This window comes from Arthrobacter sp. MDB1-55 (assembly GCF_059092925.1).
In genome coordinates this window covers 519,921-535,984 of the sequence record NZ_JBNHID010000002.1, presented here as the reverse complement: position 1 = coordinate 535,984, position 16,064 = coordinate 519,921, and the positions used below count along the sequence as shown (strand labels likewise).

The window sequence follows — 16,064 nt, the reverse complement described above, 5'->3', positions numbered from 1 at the left end:
CTACTTGCCTTCCTGAAGGCCGGCTCCGCCACCGGCAGTGACGCCGGCCTGCGGAAGAGTGTGTGAGTGGTACTCGACCTCGTCGGAGGTGAGCTGCATATACGCGTCCTCGAGCGAGGCCTGAAGCGGCGTCAGTTCGTAGACGAGGATCTGATGGTTGAGGGCGACCTCAGCGATGCGGCGGGAGTCGGCCCCGGTGATCTCCAGAAGGTCAGATTCGAACTGCTGGCTCGAAACGCCGTCCGCGGCAAGCGCCCGGATAAGGTCCGCCGGGCGGTCGGTGCGGACGCGTGCGCGGGTCTGACCGTGGCCGGCCAAGATTTCCTTGATCGGGGCATCCGCAATGATCCGGCCCCGGCCGATCACGATGAGGTGGTCCGCGGTGAGCGCCATCTCCGACATCAGGTGGGACGAGAGGAACACCGTGCGGCCTTCAGAGGCGAGCCCCTTCGCCAGGTGACGAACCCACTGGACGCCTTCCGGATCCAGCCCGTTGACGGGTTCGTCGAGGATGACCGTATGCGGATCCCCGAGGAGGGCGCAAGCGATACCGAGCCGCTGGCCCATGCCCAGGGAGAACCCGCCTACTCGCTTCTTCGCAACGGGACCCAGGCCGGTCATTTCGATGACCTCCTTGACCCGGCTGTTCGGAATGCCGTGGGTAGCCGCCATGGCACGGAGGTGGTTATACGCGGTGCGCTTGGTGTGGACAGCCTTGGCGTCGAGCAGCGCGCCGACCTCACGCAGCGGCGCTGAGTGCTGTGCGTAGTGCTTTCCGTTGACCCGTACGTCGCCGCCCGACGGGTTGTCGAGCCCGACGATCATGCGCATGGTCGTTGACTTGCCGGCGCCGTTGGGTCCGAGGAAACCTGTCACTTGTCCCGGCTTAACGCTGAAGGAAATACCGTCTACTGCTGTCTTGGCGCCGTAGCGTTTGGACAGTTCTGCTGCCTCAATCATGATGGGCATCCTTGGGGAAGGGGGATTTTTGGACTACTTCAACCCTACGAAGCTTTGCCGTTCGCGGCGCCGACCGGGGGGATGATTCTGCGCCGAACCCACTACGTCGAAAGGATGACCCCTGCTAGGGCTGTCCGGAGGGCACGACGGCGAGCGCCTGCGGCCTGCCCGGCACTGCAAGCTCCTGCTGCTCGAATGTCTCCAGGTCGATGACGGTGATGCCGTCCCAAAACCCGTCCCGTGTGTAGCCGCCGGAGAGGAGTGCATAACGCCTGCCGGTCTCCGGATGAACCCACGGCGCTACTGTTTCGTGCAGCCGCTTTAGCGGCACTATCTCTTCGGCATCCGTCGCGAGGTCACGCACGGTGAAATTCGGCGTGCCTGTCGAGTTGCCGAACGCTCCCGTCCCTATGACCAGCAGCGTGTCCTCCACGATGGCCGTGCCGTGCTGATGGGAGTTCGCGGTCATCTTCTCCACCGTCACGGCGCCCGAAGCGGGATTGACGACGGCGAGCGCAAGGCCCTGGTATGGCAGGAGAAGGTTGCCCGCATCGTCGATGGCTGCGTAGTGGGGTTTTTCCCAGGAGGCTAATCCGCCTTGAATCCCGAACGGCGCCACCTCGATCCGGCGTGCTGCGAGGGACTCGGCGTCGACCACGTGTACGGAGAAGGAATCATGGTCGATTGTGTACAACTGGGTACCGTCCCCCGATAGCAGGACGTCGAAAGGACGCAGCCCCACCTCCACTGAATCCACGGTCCTGCCGGCCGTGACATCCATCTTCTCCAGCACGGAGGTACCGTCCGCCCGCAGCACGGCCACGTAGACAAACGCGCCGTCGGCGCTGGCTACGAGGCCGGTACCGCCGGCCCGGTACTCCCCATACTCGATACGGCCCGCCGGGTTTGCGTACGGGATCAACCCAGTACGACGCCGATCGTCCAGATCAACTACCGCCACGCCTTCCGCTGTGGAGACGAACGCCTGTCCCCCCGCGACGAACACGTCCCACGGTGCCTGCCCGACCACGACACTTGCGACGAGGGGATTCGCGGGATCGGCCGGGTCCACGAAGGCGAGGGAGTCTCCGGATGCCTGGGTTGCAAGCACGATCGACGGCTCCGGTGGCGCCTCTTCAGGCCCGTCAGTCGTCGCTGGCGCCGGCGGTGACGCTGCAGACGACGGTGACGCTGCGGACGACGGTGACACGGGCGAAGTAGGCGACGCGGTTGGGGAGGCGACCGGCGTCGTCGTTGGTGGCGGCCCGGGGGGCGCCGGGCCGGTGCAGCCGACACTGAGCAGCAGGAACGCCGTCCAGGCCAGCCCGGCAAACCTAGCCTGCAAGGGAGTCCGCGATGGCATCAAGACCCGCTTGGGCGCATGCCTCATCCGCCTCGCCCGACGGGGCACCGCCGACTCCAATGCCGGCGATGGACGCCTCCCCGGCCTTCACGCTCACGCCCCCCGCAAGGAACAGGGTGCCCGGAATGTCGCGGATCGTGGCACCGTCTCCTGCAGCGCGTTCCGTGAGTTCGGAGGTATTCGAGCCGAAGGCTGCGGCGGTATAACCCTTCAACCGTGCCGATTCCATGGTGTGCTCACCGGCGTTGTCTCCCCGCAGCATGGCCTGTACCTGACCGAACCGGTCGACTACCGCGACTGATACGAATCCGAGATTGTCCTCCTGGCACTGCGCGAGAGCAGCCTGAGCGGCTTCCGTGGCTGCCTGAATGCTAAGCCGCGGCATGGTGAGCACGGCCTCACCGGACGACTCAGCCGGTGCGGACTCGGCGGGAGCAGACTCGGTTGCAGGAGCTGCAGACTCCGAGGTCACCTCTGCGGCCGGCTCGGCGGTGTCCGTGTCGGGTGACGAACACGAGACGAGGGCTGCGGCAAGCGCCGCCGCCGAGAGGAAGGCGAAGGACGCGCGGGGAAGATGAGTATTGGACATGACACTCCTTGACTGGTCGGGACGCTGACTGGACCTCCAGTGTCCCGCTGCTGGACACATCGGTACATCCCCTGTTTGACCACCTTTGGGTACGACCTACAGTCAGGTCCGTCTCCTACCTTTGGACGAGGGCAGTTGAATTCTCCTCAGGCTAAAATCCAAGAAGTTCCCGCTACCGATCGGCCCCCCATGACCTTGCAGTTGCCCGGCAGGGCCACCGTTCTGATGTGGATGCATGCCGGTTTCTACCTGCTCCTGATAACGTCCGCGGTGCGGTACCTGCTGTCACACGGGCTGGACGGCGAGTGGGTGGTTCTGCTGGCCCTGTCCGTTCTCCTCGTTGTTCTATATGCCGCAGGGAGCATTTTTCTATCGACGGGTCGAACGGCCGTTGGCTGGCTTTTCGCGGTGTTGCTGTTGTGGGGAATCGTCGCCTATATCGCACCGAGCTTCCTCTGGTGCGCCTTTCCCCTGTTCTTCGTGTGCCGGCATCTCCTCAAGGGATGGGCGGCCCGTCTCTCCCTGATAGTGGTTGTCGCGGTGATGATGATCGCTCTGGCACGCCTCACCGGCGGCCTGGACATCACCCTCATCGTCGGGCCGGTGGCTGTGGCTGTACTCATGCTGGCCGTGTACAACAGGGTTGAGCAGGAAAGCCTCGCACGAAAGAAACTTCTCGATGAGCTCACCGAGGCGCAGGCGGAACTCAGCACCAGCAAGCAGCGCGAGGGCGCACTGGCCGAACGTGAACGGCTCGCCCGCGAAATCCACGACACAGTCACTCAGGATCTGACCCAGTCGGTGCTGCTTCTGGAAGCAGCAGACCAGCTGTGGGACGTCGCGCCGTCGTCGTCGCGGTCACATCTGGGAAAGGCCACGGCATCCGTCCGCGGCAGTCTGATGGAGGCACGCAGCCTGGTACACAACCTCACCTCCCCGCAACTCAGTAACCGGACGCTTGCCGAGGCGCTGCGGTCCGCTACAGCTGAGGTGCCGGGTCTTCAGGTCACCGTCACGGGAGAGGAGTATGACCTCCGCCCGGAGATCAATCATGCCCTCCTCCGCATAGCCCAGAGCGCAGCGGCGAACGTGAGGCTGCACTCGGGCGCCGACACGGCGGTACTCACCCTGACGTATGTTCCGGACGGTATCAGCCTCGATTTGTTCGATAACGGCAGGGGCTTTGATCCGGCCGCTGAACACCACGGCTACGGACTACGCGCGATGCGCCAGCGTGCGGAGCAACTCAACGGCACGTTTTCCGTGGAGAGTTCACCCGGCGACGGCACAGTGATCACAGCGTGGCTGCCGCGGCAGGATGACCCCTCATGAGGATTCTGCTGATCGACGATCACGACGTTGTGCGCGCCGGACTACGCGCCATCCTCGGGACGCAGTCCGATATCGAAGTAGTGGGCGAAGCCGCCAACGGAGCAGACGGCGTACGCCAGGCCCTGGCCCTGCAGCCCGACGTGGTCCTCATGGATCTCGCCATCGGTGCAGGAATGGACGGCATCGAAGCAACGCGGCGAATAACAGCCGACGCTCCCGGCATACGTATCCTCGTCTTCACCACCTATGACTCTGACGCCGACATTGTCCGCGTCATCGACGCCGGCGCCACGGGTTATCTGCTCAAGGATTCGACGCCGGAGGAACTGTACGCGGCAATCCGGGCTGCCGCCCAGGGTCAGGCAGCGCTGTCCGCGCCGGTGGCGTCCGTCCTTCTGAAGCGGATGCAACAGCCCGAAGGCGCATTGACTCCGCGGGAAGCGGAGATCCTGGAACTGTTGGCCGCAGGGCTGAGCAACCGTGAGTTGGGCCGGAAGCTCTACGTCAGCGAAACCACGGTCAAGACCCATCTCCTGCACATCTACCGCAAGCTGGGTGTGGAGACCCGCTCTGCTGCCATCGCGGAAGCGGGCCGCCGCGGTTGGGTGCGGCACCGTCCCTGAGATGTGCCGCCGGGAAACGACGACGGCGACACGTGGATGCCGCCGTCGTCGTGCCTAGGTCCTAGCGGGAACTAATCGACTTGAACTTCTTCACCGAGAGCGGGACGAAGATGGTGAGCATCACGACAATTCCGACGATCACAGTGATGATCGGGTTCTGGAGTGTCCACGCGGTGGGCTCGGGGAATTCCGGGTTAGTGTTCCCAAACAGCATCCGCGCCGACTCGACAAGGGCGGATACGGGGTTCCATTCCGCAATGTTCTTCAGTACCTCCGGCATGGTGTGGATCGGAACGAAGGCGTTGGAAATGAAAGTCAGCGGGAACAGGATCATGAAGGACGCGTTGTTGATGACCTCCGGGCTGCGCACACTCATTCCCAGGAGTGCCATGACCCAACTGAAGGAATAGGAGAAGAGGAGGAGGATCGCGACGCCGCCCAGGAAGCCCCAGAAAGACGTGGTCACGCGCCATCCAACCAGCCAGCCCGTTCCCATCATGATCAGCATGGAGATGCTGTTGATGACGAGGTCTCCGTTGGTCCTGCCGATCAGTACCGCAGCAGGGCTCATGGGCAGCGTCCGGAAGCGGTCGATGATGCCGTCCTTCAGGTCCTGGGCCATGGCAGCACCAGAGAAGGTGGAACCGAAGATGACGGTCTGCGCGAAGATACCCGCCATCAGGAAGTTCACGTAGTCGGGCACGTTCATGGCACCGGCGTACACCTGGCTGAAGAGCAGAACGAACATGATCGGCTGGAGAATGGTGAAGACGAGGATCTCCGGGACCCGCTTGATCTTGATCAGGTTCCTCCGGGTGGCGATCCACCCATCAGAGATCAGCTGAGTCAATGGAGACCCTACGCTCCCATAGGCGGGTTGGGTGACCGCGGTCATTGTGCATTCTCCAATTCAGCGTCAATCTTCCGGGTCTTCTCGTCTTCGGCTTTGTGGCCGGTGAGCGTGAGGAAGACGTCGTCTAGTGTGGGTCTGCGCATCCCGGCATCATGCAGCCTGATGTTCGCCTGCCCCAGATCGGACAGCACGTACTGCAGCGCGCGTGGGCCCTCGACGACGGACACCTCCACTGTGCGGTCGTTCACGAGGGGCGTGCCGTCGCCGTGGCGTGCCAAGATGTCGCGTGCGGCTCCGGCGTCGGCCTCGTCGACAAGAGTTACCACTACCCTGTGACCGCCGATCTGGGCCTTCAGCTCGTCCGACGTGCCCTCGGCAATGACCTTGCCGCCGTCGATCACCGCGATGTCGTCCGACAGGTGGTCGGCCTCCTCCAGATACTGGGTGGTCAGCAGGAGGGTGGTGCCGTCATTGACGAGCTTCGTGATGATTTCCCACAGCGCGAGCCGGCTGCGCGGGTCCAAACCCGTGGTCGGCTCGTCAAGGAACAGGATCTTCGGATTGATAACCAGGGCACCGGCAAGGTCAATCCGACGGCGCATACCACCGGAGAAGCCTTTGACCGGACGGTTTCCCGCCTCGGTCAACTCGAACTGCTCGATGAGTTCCTGTGCCCGCTTCCGCGCGGTTTTGGCCCCCAGGTGATACAGCCTGCCCACCATTTCCAGGTTCTCAAACCCCGTGAGGTTTTCATCGACCGCCGCATACTGGCCGGATGCTCCAATGATTCTCCGAGCCGCCTTCGGATTGCGGACGACATCGATGCCGTCAATGTGCGCGGACCCCTCATCGGGCTTGATGAGGGTGGTCAGCACCTTGACCGCGGTGGTCTTTCCTGCCCCGTTAGGACCGAGCAGAGCCTTCACCGTTCCCTGGGGAACTGAAAGGTTGAGACCGGCGAGTGCATGCACCGGTCCGCTCTTTGATTTATACGTTTTCTTCAGACCTTCGGCCTGGATGATTGTCATGGGTCAAACCTAAGTTCGGGGCAAGGGAGGGTGAAGCGCATCACGGACAGCTTCTGTCCGCTATTCGAATTGGACTGTCCTTAACGGGACTGCAATGCGTCCAACGCGACCGCCATCGCGGCCGCTACCCGCCAGTCCAAACGACCGCCCGGAACCGTCACGTCGTAACGGTCCCGGAGGGAGGCGCGCCGCTCCGAGGTGAGGACCAGCTGCCCAGATGGGTCACGGAAGTCGAAATGGAACAGGAAGGGCGCCGGAATGGCGTCAAGGAATGGAACGATCTCCCACACCCTGCGCGCTATGGCAACTCCCTGGCTGCGCTCACTCCCGACGGCCTGGACACCAGGTGCATCAAGCTGCCACGTGGAACGAAGCAGCGACGCCCCGAAGTTCTTGCGGAAACTGCCGATCGGGTTCCCCTGCGCGTCCAGCACGTCATAGGTCGCGCCCAGGTCCAGCCGCTGGCGCGCCTTGAAGGAAAACAACACCGTCTGCCGTGACTCGTCGGCGAAGAAGCGGACTACCTCCTTGAAGGCGGCGCGTTTCTGTTGCGCGAGGGCCATGAGCTGACCGGGGTTGCCGCTCGGGTCCACCGAACGCACTTCGTACCGATTCACCATCATCGTGATTTTCTGCGTTACCGAGAACTTCTCGATCGATGCACTGTGCTCCACTTGCTCTTCCTCCACGCTTTACCCGTGCCCGGATGAGGGCAGCGTTTCTGAGCATAGCCACGACGCCGGGTGCCGGCGTCGTCCTGAGGGAGGATCTCTTCGTCGACGGCCAGACGGCGGCATAACAGCCACCCCTTGACGACCCTCAAGTACAGGTCAAGAGTTACTACTAGACGTCCCTATCGGGCGCCCCGAATACTGGCTCGCCCGGCGTGGCAGCCATTCATCAGGAAGGCGAAGGCAATGGACGCAATGACATGGGTATGGATCATCATCGGGATCCTCGTAGTGCTCCTCATCATCGGATTGATCGTTTTCCTTGGACGCAAGCGCAAGCAGCAACACGATCAGGAGAAGCGCCGGAAGGATCACGAGCGTGCCAACCAGATTCGTGAAGAAGCACAGGTCAAGGACCTCGAGGCGCGCGAGCGTGAGGCCCACGCTACCCGTGCGGCCGCTGAGGCCCAGCAGGCCGAGGTCGACGCCGAGCGGTTGCGCCAGGAGGCAGAACAGCGCCAGGCGGACGCACAGGGACTACGCCGCGAAACCGAAGATCGCGCCCGCCACGCAGATGAAATCGATCCCCTGGTGGGGAACGACGACGCGCGCCGGGACAACGACCGCCGGAACGACGCCGATCAAGGCCGTCCCGGACGCCATTAGGGAAAAGGGCGGGCTGCGCTAAGCAGCCCGCCCTTTCGCATATCTGGAGTCATATCCTCAGTACGACGGCGGCCGCATCAGGACGGAATGCGGCTTCCTTCCGGTTCCCCGGCCTTGCGCTCGGCCGCCGCGGGAGCCACGAGGAATGAGGCCAGGACGGCCACGCCGACTGCCAGCAGCGCATTACGGATGCCCACCTGATCTCCGAGGAACCCAAGCAGGGGCGGCCCTGCCAGGAATGCCATGTAGCCGATGGTCGACACGACGGAGACCCGAGCGGCCGCAAGCCGCGGCTCATCGGCGGCGGCGGACATACCCATCGGGAAGCCGAGGGCGGCACCGGTTCCCCAGAGAACGGCCCCAAGTCCGGCGAGAATCACGTTCGGTGCGAAAACAAAAAGCACCAGGCCGGCCAGTGACGATGCCAGGCTGACCTGCAGCACCCGGACCCTGCCGAACCGGTCGATGAACCCTCCACCGATGAATCGGAACAGGGTCATGGACGCGACGAAGACGCCGAACATCAGGGCACCGACAGCCTCATCCGCGCCCAGCCCGTCGACCGTGGCCTTCGCTACCCAATCGTTCGCGGCACCCTCCGTCAGCGCGGCACCCAACACCACCAAACCAATGAGAAGCGTGCGCGGCTCCCTCCAGGCTGTGAGTCCGCTGCGGCGGGAGGCCCCGTCGTCGTGCTTTTCCTCGTGAGAGTGCTCCGGCAGGAAATAGCGCGGAATCCACAGCGAGATGATCAGCACCAGAACCGCAACGCCCACAAGATGTGTGGATAGTTCCACGCCGGCGGCAGCGAGCCCGGCACCGGCGAGCGCACCGATGAAGGCACCACCGCTGAAGGCTGCATGGAATTTGGGCATGATGGTGCGCATGAGCCGGCGTTCGACGTCGGCTCCCTCAAGGTTCTGCGCGACATCCCACAAGCCGATACCGAGGCCGAAGATGAAGAGGCCGGTTGCTGCGAGGGGAACCGACTCCGCGATCAGTCCTGCGGCGATCGTTGAGGCCGCAATGGTTGCGGCTACTCCGCCGACCCTCACGGTGTTGGCGGTTCCGATCCGGGCCGCGATTCCCCCGGACAGTGGGAGGGAAATCATTGAACCGATGGCGGCGACCAGAAGCAGCGCACCCGTAGCACCGTCACTCAGTCCGAGGACGTCGGAGGCGGCCGGAATTCGCGCCGCCCAACTGGCGAAGACCAGGCCGTTGAGTCCGAAGATTGCAAAGGTTGCCCACATGGCGGGGTTGACGTTGTTCTGCACCCATAAACCCTATGTGCCGTGACCGGGTCGGTCTACACACAGCACGGCGTATCAGGACCTAACTGCCCATGCACTACCGGGCGCGCTGCACCCTGCCCTCGTCCCACACCGGGGTCTCGGACTCGTACACCTTGCCGTCTTCGCCGAACACCAGGAACCGGTCGAAACCGCGGGCGAACCAGCGGTCGTGCGTCACTGCGAGCACTGTTCCCTCGAAGGCGTCGATAGCCCGTTCCAGCGCCTCGGCCGAATGAAGGTCGAGGTTATCCGTAGGCTCATCGAGGAGCAGAAGGGTGGCACCGGAGAGCTCAAGCAGCAGGATCTGCAAGCGCGCCTGCTGCCCGCCGGACAGGGAGTCGTACAACTGCTCCGACTGCCCTGCGAGCCCGTAGCGGTCCAACACTGCGGAAGCGGCTTCGCGCCCCAGCCCGGACCGGTGATCGTCGCCGCGGTGCAGTATGTCGAGCAGGGTGCGCCCCAGGAGGTCCGGACGGACGTGGGTTTGGGCGAAGAACCCCGGCCGGATGCGTGCTCCCAGCTTCACGACGCCGGTGTGCGGCACCGGAGCGATGCTCACCTCGGAGACCGGCTCATGTTCCTTGTCGGGATCGCTTCCGCCTGCTGCAAGCAACCGCAGAAAGTGTGATTTGCCGGAGCCGTTGGAACCGAGGACGCCGACGCGGTCACCGAACCAGATCTCCGTGCTGAACGGTTTCATCAGCCCGGTCAGTTCGAGCTTTTGTGCCACCACCGCCCGCTTGGCGGTGCGTCCGCCCTTGAGCCGCATGTTGACGTTCTGCTCGATGGGGATCGCTTCCGGCGGACCGGCCTCAAGGAACTTCGCCAGCCTCGTCTGGGCGGCGTGGTATCGGTTGGCCATATCCGAACGGAACGCTGCCTTGTTCTTGTACATGTTCACGAGCTCTTTGAGCTTGATGTGCTCCTCATCCCAGCGACGCCGGAGCTCCTCGAACCGTGCGTTGCGATCGGTCCTCGCCTGGAGATACGTGCTGAAGCCGCCACCGTGCACCCAGCTGGAAGCACCTAGAGCCCCGGGCTCCAGCGTCACAATGCGCGTCGCCGCATTGTCGAGCAGTTCGCGGTCGTGGCTGACGAAGAGCACGGACTTGCTCGACTCGTTCAGTTTTGCTTCCAGCCAGCGTTTGCCGGGTACGTCGAGATAGTTGTCGGGTTCGTCCAGGAGGAGCAGCTCATCCGGTCCGGCGAAGAGGGCCTCCAACACCAGCCGTTTCTGCTCACCGCCCGACAGTGACGACGCTGCACGGTATTGGGCGCGATCGTAGGGCACGCCCAGGGCCGCCATCGTGACTTCGTCCCAGGTCGTTTCGAGTTCATATCCGCCGGCGTCTCCCCAGTCGGCGATTGCCTGTGCGTAGCGCATCTGGGTGGGTTCGTCGTCGTGCTCCATCATGGCCAGCTCGGCGTCATCGATCCGCTTGGCAGCTGCGGCGAGCACCGGCGGGGCGGCCGACACCAGAAGGTCACGGACGGTGGTGTCGTCGCGGACCTGGCCAACGAACTGACGCATGATGCCCATGCTGCCGGACCTCGTCACGGCCCCCTCATCGGCGGTGATGTCACCGGCAACGATACGCAGGAGGGTGGTCTTTCCCGTTCCGTTGGGGCCGATGAGCGCAGTCTTGTGGCCCTCGCCCACTTTGAAGGAGACGCCGTTGAGCAGCTGGCGGCCGTCGGAGAGGAAGTAATCGATGTTGGAAACGTCAAGGTGTGCCACAGCTTAAGTCTTGCACCCGTAAGCCCAAGCCCGGCGCAAAGAGTTGCGTTTGCAGCACCGAAGGCACTCGGCGGCTCCGGGGCTGGTGTCAATCCTCTTGAAGTGGTGATCCCCGTCACTACCAAAGGAGCAAGCCGTCTCCGACGACTGATCAGCGTTCCGGCCTAGCTCATCGTCCGGTGAGCCCTCTCGCGCAGGTTGGCACGCTGGAAGTCCGTGAGCGATAGCCACTGCGCCGGAGTGAGCTTGAGGTACGGGAGCAGGCGACGGTCGGCAGAGGACAGCTCTGCAGGTTCAGGGGTGATCCGGCGCTGACTCGTCGCTGCAAGGCGGGTTGTCAGGCCAACGGCGGCTGCCACGGCCGTGATCGCCATGGCGCCGACTATCTCAATATCCATGGATCCTCCTGCGGACGGGTCTTCCCAGCCGCCACTGGGAAGGAATCGCTTCATGATTTCCCGCAGGCCTTGGGGAAAGGTTGGTTGAAGCTCTGGTGCAGGTGAAGGACGATGGGACGATCATGGAAAACGTCAGCCCCACGTACGTGAACTTCGCCAGCATCCTCGATGACCAGACTCGGGCGCAGAACCTGAAGACGGCCTCTATGCCGTTCATCTACCCTCATCTGGCGAGCATGCCGGACGCGCATCTCGGGAAGGGCGCCGCCGTAGGTTCGGTCATCCCCACCCTGGGCGCGATCATTCCAGCTGCGGTGGGCGTGGACATCGGCTGCGGGATGATCGCTGTACGAACCCAATTCACCCTTGAAGACCTGGCTAGGCTGGACCGCAAGGTACTTCGTCAGTCCATCGAGCGGGTCATTCCGCTCTCCGCCGGTCACAGCAACAAGCGCGTGCTTGACTCCGCGCAGCCGCGTGTCGATCGGCTGGCACGGGACGCTGAGCGCGCGGGTTTCGATCCGGCGTCGTATTCAAAGCAGTGGGCATTGCAGCTCGGGTCGCTGGGATCGGGCAACCACTTCATCGAGGTCAGCCTCGATGAGAACGACAATGTGTGGCTTTTCCTGCACAGCGGATCACGCGGTGTGGGAAACCGGATCGCCCAGCGGCACATCAGGGTCGCCCTGGATCTGTGCGACAAACGCCGCATCTCCCTGCCGGACAACGATCTGGCCTATCTCACGGAGGGCGATGAAGAGTTCGAGGAATACATCCGCCAGCTTCGGTGGGCCCAGGACTTCGCCCTGCTGAACCGCGAGGAAATGATGGACCGCGTCATCGGGTGCTTCGCCCGATGGACCGACGGTGAAGTGCGGGAACTCGAGCGCATCAACTGCCACCACAACTACACCGCCCAGGAAACGCACTACGGCAAGCAGGTTTGGCTGAGCCGCAAGGGTGCGATCGATGCCTCCCCCGGCCGCCCCGGGCTCATTCCAGGGTCCATGGGCACTGCGTCCTACGTGGTGGAGGGCCTGGGTTTCGCTCCAGCCCTGAATTCCGCTCCGCACGGTGCGGGCCGTGAATACAGCCGAAGCGCCGCGCGTCGCACCTTCTCCCGTGAGGAGCTGAAGAAGGCCATGCGAGGCATCGAGTACCGCGATACAGATGCCTTCATTGATGAGATTCCGGCAGCGTACAAGGACATCGATGTGGTGATGGAGGACGCCCGGGACCTGGTCCGCATCCGGCATACCCTCCGCCAGATCGTGAACGTGAAGGGCGACTGACTCCGGGCTCAGGCCCGGGGAATCCCCGAGAAGTCGTTGAAGCTGTAGACGTGCACCCCGGCGAACGCGTTACTGCGTTCGATGGACCGAACCAACGGCGCCGGATCGTACGACGACGGCGCCAGAACAGAACGGAGCAGCGATCCGCTGCGCTTGGCGAACTTCAGTGACGGACCGACGCCGATTCGACCGGCCAACGCAATGAGCCGGGTCCGCCGCACCCGCCCCGGGACCCCTGCCCACACCGGCACAGTCACACCGTCGGACCTCAGTCGGGCGACATACCGGTTGAGGACATCGCCCGAGAAACACATCTGGGTGACGGCCCAGCTGCCCAGCTGCTGCTTCTTCAGCAGTAACTGGATCAATTCCGGTTCAGAAATTGAGGGATGACCCTCGGGGTAGGCCGCGAAACCGGTATTGAACCCGCCGACGTCCGCGATCTCCTCCATGACCGGCATGCTCCAGTCGTAGGGTCCCTCCGGGTCCTTGTCATCGCCGGCGATCACGAAAATGTCCCGCACCCCGGCGTCAGCGAGGCGCGTCGTGAAGTGCATGAGTTGCCGACGGGACGTGAGCGTACGGGCCGCGAGGTGCGGCACCGCGCGATAGCCGAGACCCGAGAGCTTCACGGCGAGGCCAACGGTCTCCTCCGGACCATGGTGTGGAAGGCAGGTGACCGTGATCGTCGCCGGAGGAGAAACGAGTCCCTGCAGCCGGTCGACGACGCCGCCCCCAGGGACAATCTCGACCCGCGTCGGTAGCGCCATTCAGCATTCCACCACGTTGAGGGCCAGCCCCCCGCGGGCCGTTTCCTTGTATTTGTCCATCATGTCCGCACCCGTTTCGCGCATCGTCTTGATGGCGGCGTCGAGCGACACGAAATGCTGACCGTCCCCGCGCACGGCCATGCGGGCGGCGGTGATCGCCTTCATCGCACCGACCGCGTTTCGCTCGATGCACGGAATCTGCACCAGTCCACCCACCGGATCACACGTGAGTCCCAGATTGTGTTCGATGCCGATCTCGGCAGCGTTCTCCACCTGTTCGGGAGTGCCTCCGAGCACTTCCGCGAGCCCGGCCGCCGCCATTGCACAAGCGGAACCGACCTCCCCCTGGCAGCCCACCTCTGCGCCGGAGATAGACGCATTTTTCTTGAAGAGAACGCCGACGGCAGTGGCGGCAAGCAAGAAGCGGATGACGCCGTCGTCGTCGGCTCCCGGGACGAAATCTGTGTAGTACTTCAGAACGGCGGGAATGATGCCGGCGGCACCGTTGGTGGGTGCGGTGACTACGCGGCCGCCTGCCGCGTTCTCCTCATTCACCGCAAGCGCAAACAGGGTGACCCATTCCATGGTGCTGAGATGATCGTTCGGGTCCGCTTCCTTACGGAGCAGTTCCAGCTGCCGTGCCGCCCTGCGTCGGACATGCAGCCCACCTGGAAGGATGCCGCCGGTCGAGGACCCCCGGCGGATGGTGTCCTGCATGACGTTCCAGATCTCGAGCAAGCCGCTTCGGACCTCCTCCTCGGACCGGGAGACCAATTCGTTGGCAAGGACGATGCCGGAGAAGGGCTTACCTGTTGCTGCCGCAATGTCCAGCAACTGGGCCCCCGATTCGAAGGGGTAGGGCAGAGGAACAGTCGAGCCGACGGATACGTCCGAGTTGATTTCATCCTCATCCAGGACGAATCCACCGCCGACTGAGTAGTACTCGCGGGCCAGCAGAGACATTCCGGAAGCGTTATATGCAGTGAAACGCATGCCGTTGGTGTGGTAATCCAAGCGCTGCCTGCGGTGCAGGACGAGGTCAGCTTCCGGGTCGAAGCTGATATCCCGAACCCCGCCGAGCCGCAGTGTCCTGGACGACTCGATTTCGCCGACCCGCGGTTCCGCGCGCTCGGGATCGGTGAGATGAGGCTGCTCACCCTCAAGGCCGAGCAGAACGGCCTTGACCGTCCCGTGGCCATGACCGGTGACACCGAGGGAACCGAACAGTTCAGCCGAGATCCGCGTGACCTGCCCCATCAGCTCCTGCTCCGCCAGCAGCCTGGTGAACAGGTATGCCGCGGTCATCGGTCCACCGGTATGCGAGCTCGACGGTCCTATCCCGATCTTGAACAGGTCGAAGGCGCTGATGGTCACGAGCGGTCCGGACGCTTGTAGAAGGGCAACTCCACCACGGTGAAGCCTTCGGGGCGGCCGCGCAGGTCCACCTCCAGTTCCGTACCGGGTTCACTCAGCTCGGGATTCACGTAGGCGAGCGCCACCGGGTAGCCGAGCGTCGGGCTTGGCAGGCCGGACGTCACTGTTCCAACCGTGCGTCCATCCTGAACGACGCCGTACCCGGCGCGGGCAGAACGCCTTCCGGATCCACGGAGACCCACGAGCTTCCGGCTGGGAGTTCCGCCCTTGAGTGGTTCGAGCACGGCGCGGCCCACGAAGTCCTCGGTCTTCTTGAAGCTGACGACGCCGCCGAGGCCGGCCTCGAAGGGGTTGGTACCGAGCCCCAGCTCGTGTCCGTACAACGGCATGCCTGCCTCCAGCCGGAGCGAGTCCCGCGAAGCCAGCCCACAGGGCGCAAGGCCGTGTTCAGCGCCGGCCTCGGTCACGGCCTTCCACAACTGCAGCGCCTGCCCGTTCTCGATGAAGAGCTCAAACCCGTCTTCGCCGGTATAACCGGTCCGGGCGAGGAGAACCGTGAGCCCTGCCAGCTCCACTGTGACGGCGGCGTAGTACTTCAGTGAAGTGATCGCCTCGGCGTCTGCTGCGCCGGCCATACCGAGCAGGATCGCCTCGGCGTTAGGCCCCTGTACCGCGATCAGGGCTGTATCTTCCGACTGGTCCTGAACTTTCACCTCGAAGTCAGCCGCCCGGCGCTGCAGCTCCGCGGCGACGGTGTCGGAGTTCGAGGCGTTCGGAACAACCAGGAACTCGTCCTCCTCCAGGCGGTACACGATGAGATCGTCGATGACTCCGCCGTCCTCAGTGCAGATCAGGGAGTATTTGGCCTTGCCTACCGGCATGACTGCGAAGTTGCCGACGAGTGCGTAGTTGAGGAACTGTACCGCCTGCGCTCCGCTCACCTTCACCTCGCCCATGTGTGAAAGGTCGAAGATGCCCGCCGCACGCCGCACCGTATGGTGTTCCTCCAGCTCGCTCCGGTACTTCAGGGGCATTTGCCAGCCGCCGAAGTCGGTGAAGGCGGCGCCGAGTTCTTGATGCTGCGCGTAGAGCGCTGTCTGCTTGGTCATGAG

General features: G+C 63.7%; 16 protein-coding genes. 4 read left to right on the top strand and 12 right to left on the bottom strand.

Features of this window, described 5'->3' with window-relative positions:
- The 3 genes from AC5RU3_RS09780 to AC5RU3_RS09770 form a co-directional block, all read right to left on the bottom strand.
- The gene (locus AC5RU3_RS09780) at positions 1-960 is read right to left on the bottom strand and encodes an ABC transporter ATP-binding protein (protein ID WP_309070368.1); all 960 of its coding nucleotides are present in this window, start codon (positions 958-960) and stop codon (positions 1-3) included.
- A 124-nt stretch (positions 961-1,084) separates the two neighbouring features.
- Positions 1,085-2,305, bottom strand: coding sequence for a YncE family protein (locus tag AC5RU3_RS09775; RefSeq protein WP_493965398.1), 1,221 nt, complete (start codon positions 2,303-2,305; stop codon positions 1,085-1,087).
- Entirely contained in the window at positions 2,295-2,912 is a 618-nt protein-coding gene (locus AC5RU3_RS09770) for a GlcG/HbpS family heme-binding protein (RefSeq protein WP_309070366.1), read from the bottom strand. The genes AC5RU3_RS09775 and AC5RU3_RS09770 overlap by 11 nt, the downstream gene beginning before the upstream one ends.
- A 189-nt stretch (positions 2,913-3,101) precedes the next feature.
- Between AC5RU3_RS09770 and AC5RU3_RS09765 the strand changes: the two genes are divergently transcribed.
- Positions 3,102-4,244 (top strand): sensor histidine kinase, encoded by a 1,143-nt coding sequence (locus AC5RU3_RS09765; RefSeq protein WP_309070365.1) that lies wholly within the window; start codon positions 3,102-3,104, stop codon positions 4,242-4,244.
- On the top strand, positions 4,241-4,867 hold the full coding sequence (locus AC5RU3_RS09760) for a response regulator (RefSeq protein WP_309070364.1): 627 nt from the start codon (positions 4,241-4,243) through the stop codon (positions 4,865-4,867). The genes AC5RU3_RS09765 and AC5RU3_RS09760 overlap by 4 nt, the downstream gene beginning before the upstream one ends.
- A gap of 61 nt (positions 4,868-4,928) precedes the next feature.
- Here AC5RU3_RS09760 and AC5RU3_RS09755 read toward each other — a convergent pair whose 3' ends face one another.
- The 3 genes from AC5RU3_RS09755 to AC5RU3_RS09745 form a co-directional block, all read right to left on the bottom strand.
- Positions 4,929-5,762 (bottom strand): ABC transporter permease, encoded by an 834-nt coding sequence (locus AC5RU3_RS09755; RefSeq protein WP_309070363.1) that lies wholly within the window; start codon positions 5,760-5,762, stop codon positions 4,929-4,931.
- Complete coding sequence (locus tag AC5RU3_RS09750) at positions 5,759-6,748, bottom strand: ATP-binding cassette domain-containing protein (protein ID WP_309070362.1); 990 nt, start codon at positions 6,746-6,748, stop codon at positions 5,759-5,761. The genes AC5RU3_RS09755 and AC5RU3_RS09750 overlap by 4 nt, the downstream gene beginning before the upstream one ends.
- A gap of 80 nt (positions 6,749-6,828) precedes the next feature.
- Positions 6,829-7,422, bottom strand: coding sequence for an LURP-one-related family protein (locus AC5RU3_RS09745; RefSeq protein ID WP_493965397.1), 594 nt, complete (start codon positions 7,420-7,422; stop codon positions 6,829-6,831).
- A gap of 243 nt (positions 7,423-7,665) precedes the next feature.
- On the opposite strand from AC5RU3_RS09745, the gene AC5RU3_RS09740 reads away from it, so the two are divergent.
- A complete protein-coding gene (locus AC5RU3_RS09740) occupies positions 7,666-8,085 on the top strand; it encodes a YqfB family membrane protein (RefSeq protein WP_309070360.1) in 420 nt (139 codons plus the stop codon).
- Positions 8,086-8,162: 77 nt separating this feature from the next.
- Here the strand turns inward: AC5RU3_RS09740 and AC5RU3_RS09735 are convergent, their stop codons facing one another.
- The 3 genes from AC5RU3_RS09735 to AC5RU3_RS09725 all read right to left on the bottom strand — a co-directional run bounded on the left by AC5RU3_RS09735 (position 8,163) and on the right by AC5RU3_RS09725 (position 11,516).
- Positions 8,163-9,338 (bottom strand): MFS transporter, encoded by a 1,176-nt coding sequence (locus tag AC5RU3_RS09735; protein ID WP_309070385.1) that lies wholly within the window; start codon positions 9,336-9,338, stop codon positions 8,163-8,165.
- 97 nt (positions 9,339-9,435) lie between these two features.
- Entirely contained in the window at positions 9,436-11,118 is a 1,683-nt protein-coding gene (locus AC5RU3_RS09730; RefSeq protein WP_493965396.1) for an ABC-F family ATP-binding cassette domain-containing protein, read from the bottom strand.
- A gap of 164 nt (positions 11,119-11,282) precedes the next feature.
- Positions 11,283-11,516, bottom strand: a complete 234-nt coding sequence (locus tag AC5RU3_RS09725; RefSeq protein ID WP_493965395.1) for a hypothetical protein — start codon at positions 11,514-11,516, stop codon at positions 11,283-11,285.
- Between the two features lie 122 nt (positions 11,517-11,638).
- Here AC5RU3_RS09725 and AC5RU3_RS09720 point away from each other — a divergent pair, with 122 nt between their 5' ends.
- Entirely contained in the window at positions 11,639-12,808 is a 1,170-nt protein-coding gene (locus tag AC5RU3_RS09720; protein WP_493965394.1) for an RtcB family protein, read from the top strand.
- Between the two features lie 8 nt (positions 12,809-12,816).
- Here AC5RU3_RS09720 and AC5RU3_RS09715 read toward each other — a convergent pair whose 3' ends face one another.
- The 3 genes from AC5RU3_RS09715 to gcvT are packed head-to-tail and all read right to left on the bottom strand — an operon-like array spanning position 12,817 to position 16,061.
- Positions 12,817-13,578 (bottom strand): methylenetetrahydrofolate reductase, encoded by a 762-nt coding sequence (locus AC5RU3_RS09715; RefSeq protein ID WP_493965393.1) that lies wholly within the window; start codon positions 13,576-13,578, stop codon positions 12,817-12,819.
- Positions 13,579-14,952, bottom strand: coding sequence for an L-serine ammonia-lyase (locus tag AC5RU3_RS09710; protein WP_493965392.1), 1,374 nt, complete (start codon positions 14,950-14,952; stop codon positions 13,579-13,581).
- Positions 14,949-16,061, bottom strand: a complete 1,113-nt coding sequence (gcvT, locus tag AC5RU3_RS09705) for a glycine cleavage system aminomethyltransferase GcvT (protein ID WP_493965391.1) — start codon at positions 16,059-16,061, stop codon at positions 14,949-14,951. The genes AC5RU3_RS09710 and gcvT overlap by 4 nt, the downstream gene beginning before the upstream one ends.
- Positions 16,062-16,064 lie beyond the last annotated feature (3 nt).

Bases quoted from the DNA above. Each gene is read 5' to 3' on its own strand.
- AC5RU3_RS09780 (WP_309070368.1), bottom strand. From the start codon at position 960: ATGATTGAGGCAGCAGAACTGTCCAAACGCTACGGCGCCAAGACAGCA.
- AC5RU3_RS09770 (WP_309070366.1), bottom strand. From the start codon at position 2,912: ATGTCCAATACTCATCTTCCCCGCGCGTCCTTCGCCTTCCTCTCGGCG.
- AC5RU3_RS09765 (WP_309070365.1), top strand. From the start codon at position 3,102: ATGACCTTGCAGTTGCCCGGCAGGGCCACCGTTCTGATGTGGATGCAT.
- AC5RU3_RS09760 (WP_309070364.1), top strand. From the start codon at position 4,241: ATGAGGATTCTGCTGATCGACGATCACGACGTTGTGCGCGCCGGACTA.
- AC5RU3_RS09755 (WP_309070363.1), bottom strand. From the start codon at position 5,762: ATGACCGCGGTCACCCAACCCGCCTATGGGAGCGTAGGGTCTCCATTG.
- AC5RU3_RS09750 (WP_309070362.1), bottom strand. From the start codon at position 6,748: ATGACAATCATCCAGGCCGAAGGTCTGAAGAAAACGTATAAATCAAAG.
- AC5RU3_RS09740 (WP_309070360.1), top strand. From the start codon at position 7,666: ATGGACGCAATGACATGGGTATGGATCATCATCGGGATCCTCGTAGTG.
- AC5RU3_RS09735 (WP_309070385.1), bottom strand. From the start codon at position 9,338: ATGTGGGCAACCTTTGCAATCTTCGGACTCAACGGCCTGGTCTTCGCC.
- AC5RU3_RS09725 (WP_493965395.1), bottom strand. From the start codon at position 11,516: ATGGATATTGAGATAGTCGGCGCCATGGCGATCACGGCCGTGGCAGCC.
- AC5RU3_RS09720 (WP_493965394.1), top strand. From the start codon at position 11,639: ATGGAAAACGTCAGCCCCACGTACGTGAACTTCGCCAGCATCCTCGAT.
- AC5RU3_RS09715 (WP_493965393.1), bottom strand. From the start codon at position 13,578: ATGGCGCTACCGACGCGGGTCGAGATTGTCCCTGGGGGCGGCGTCGTC.
- gcvT (WP_493965391.1), bottom strand. From the start codon at position 16,061: ATGACCAAGCAGACAGCGCTCTACGCGCAGCATCAAGAACTCGGCGCC.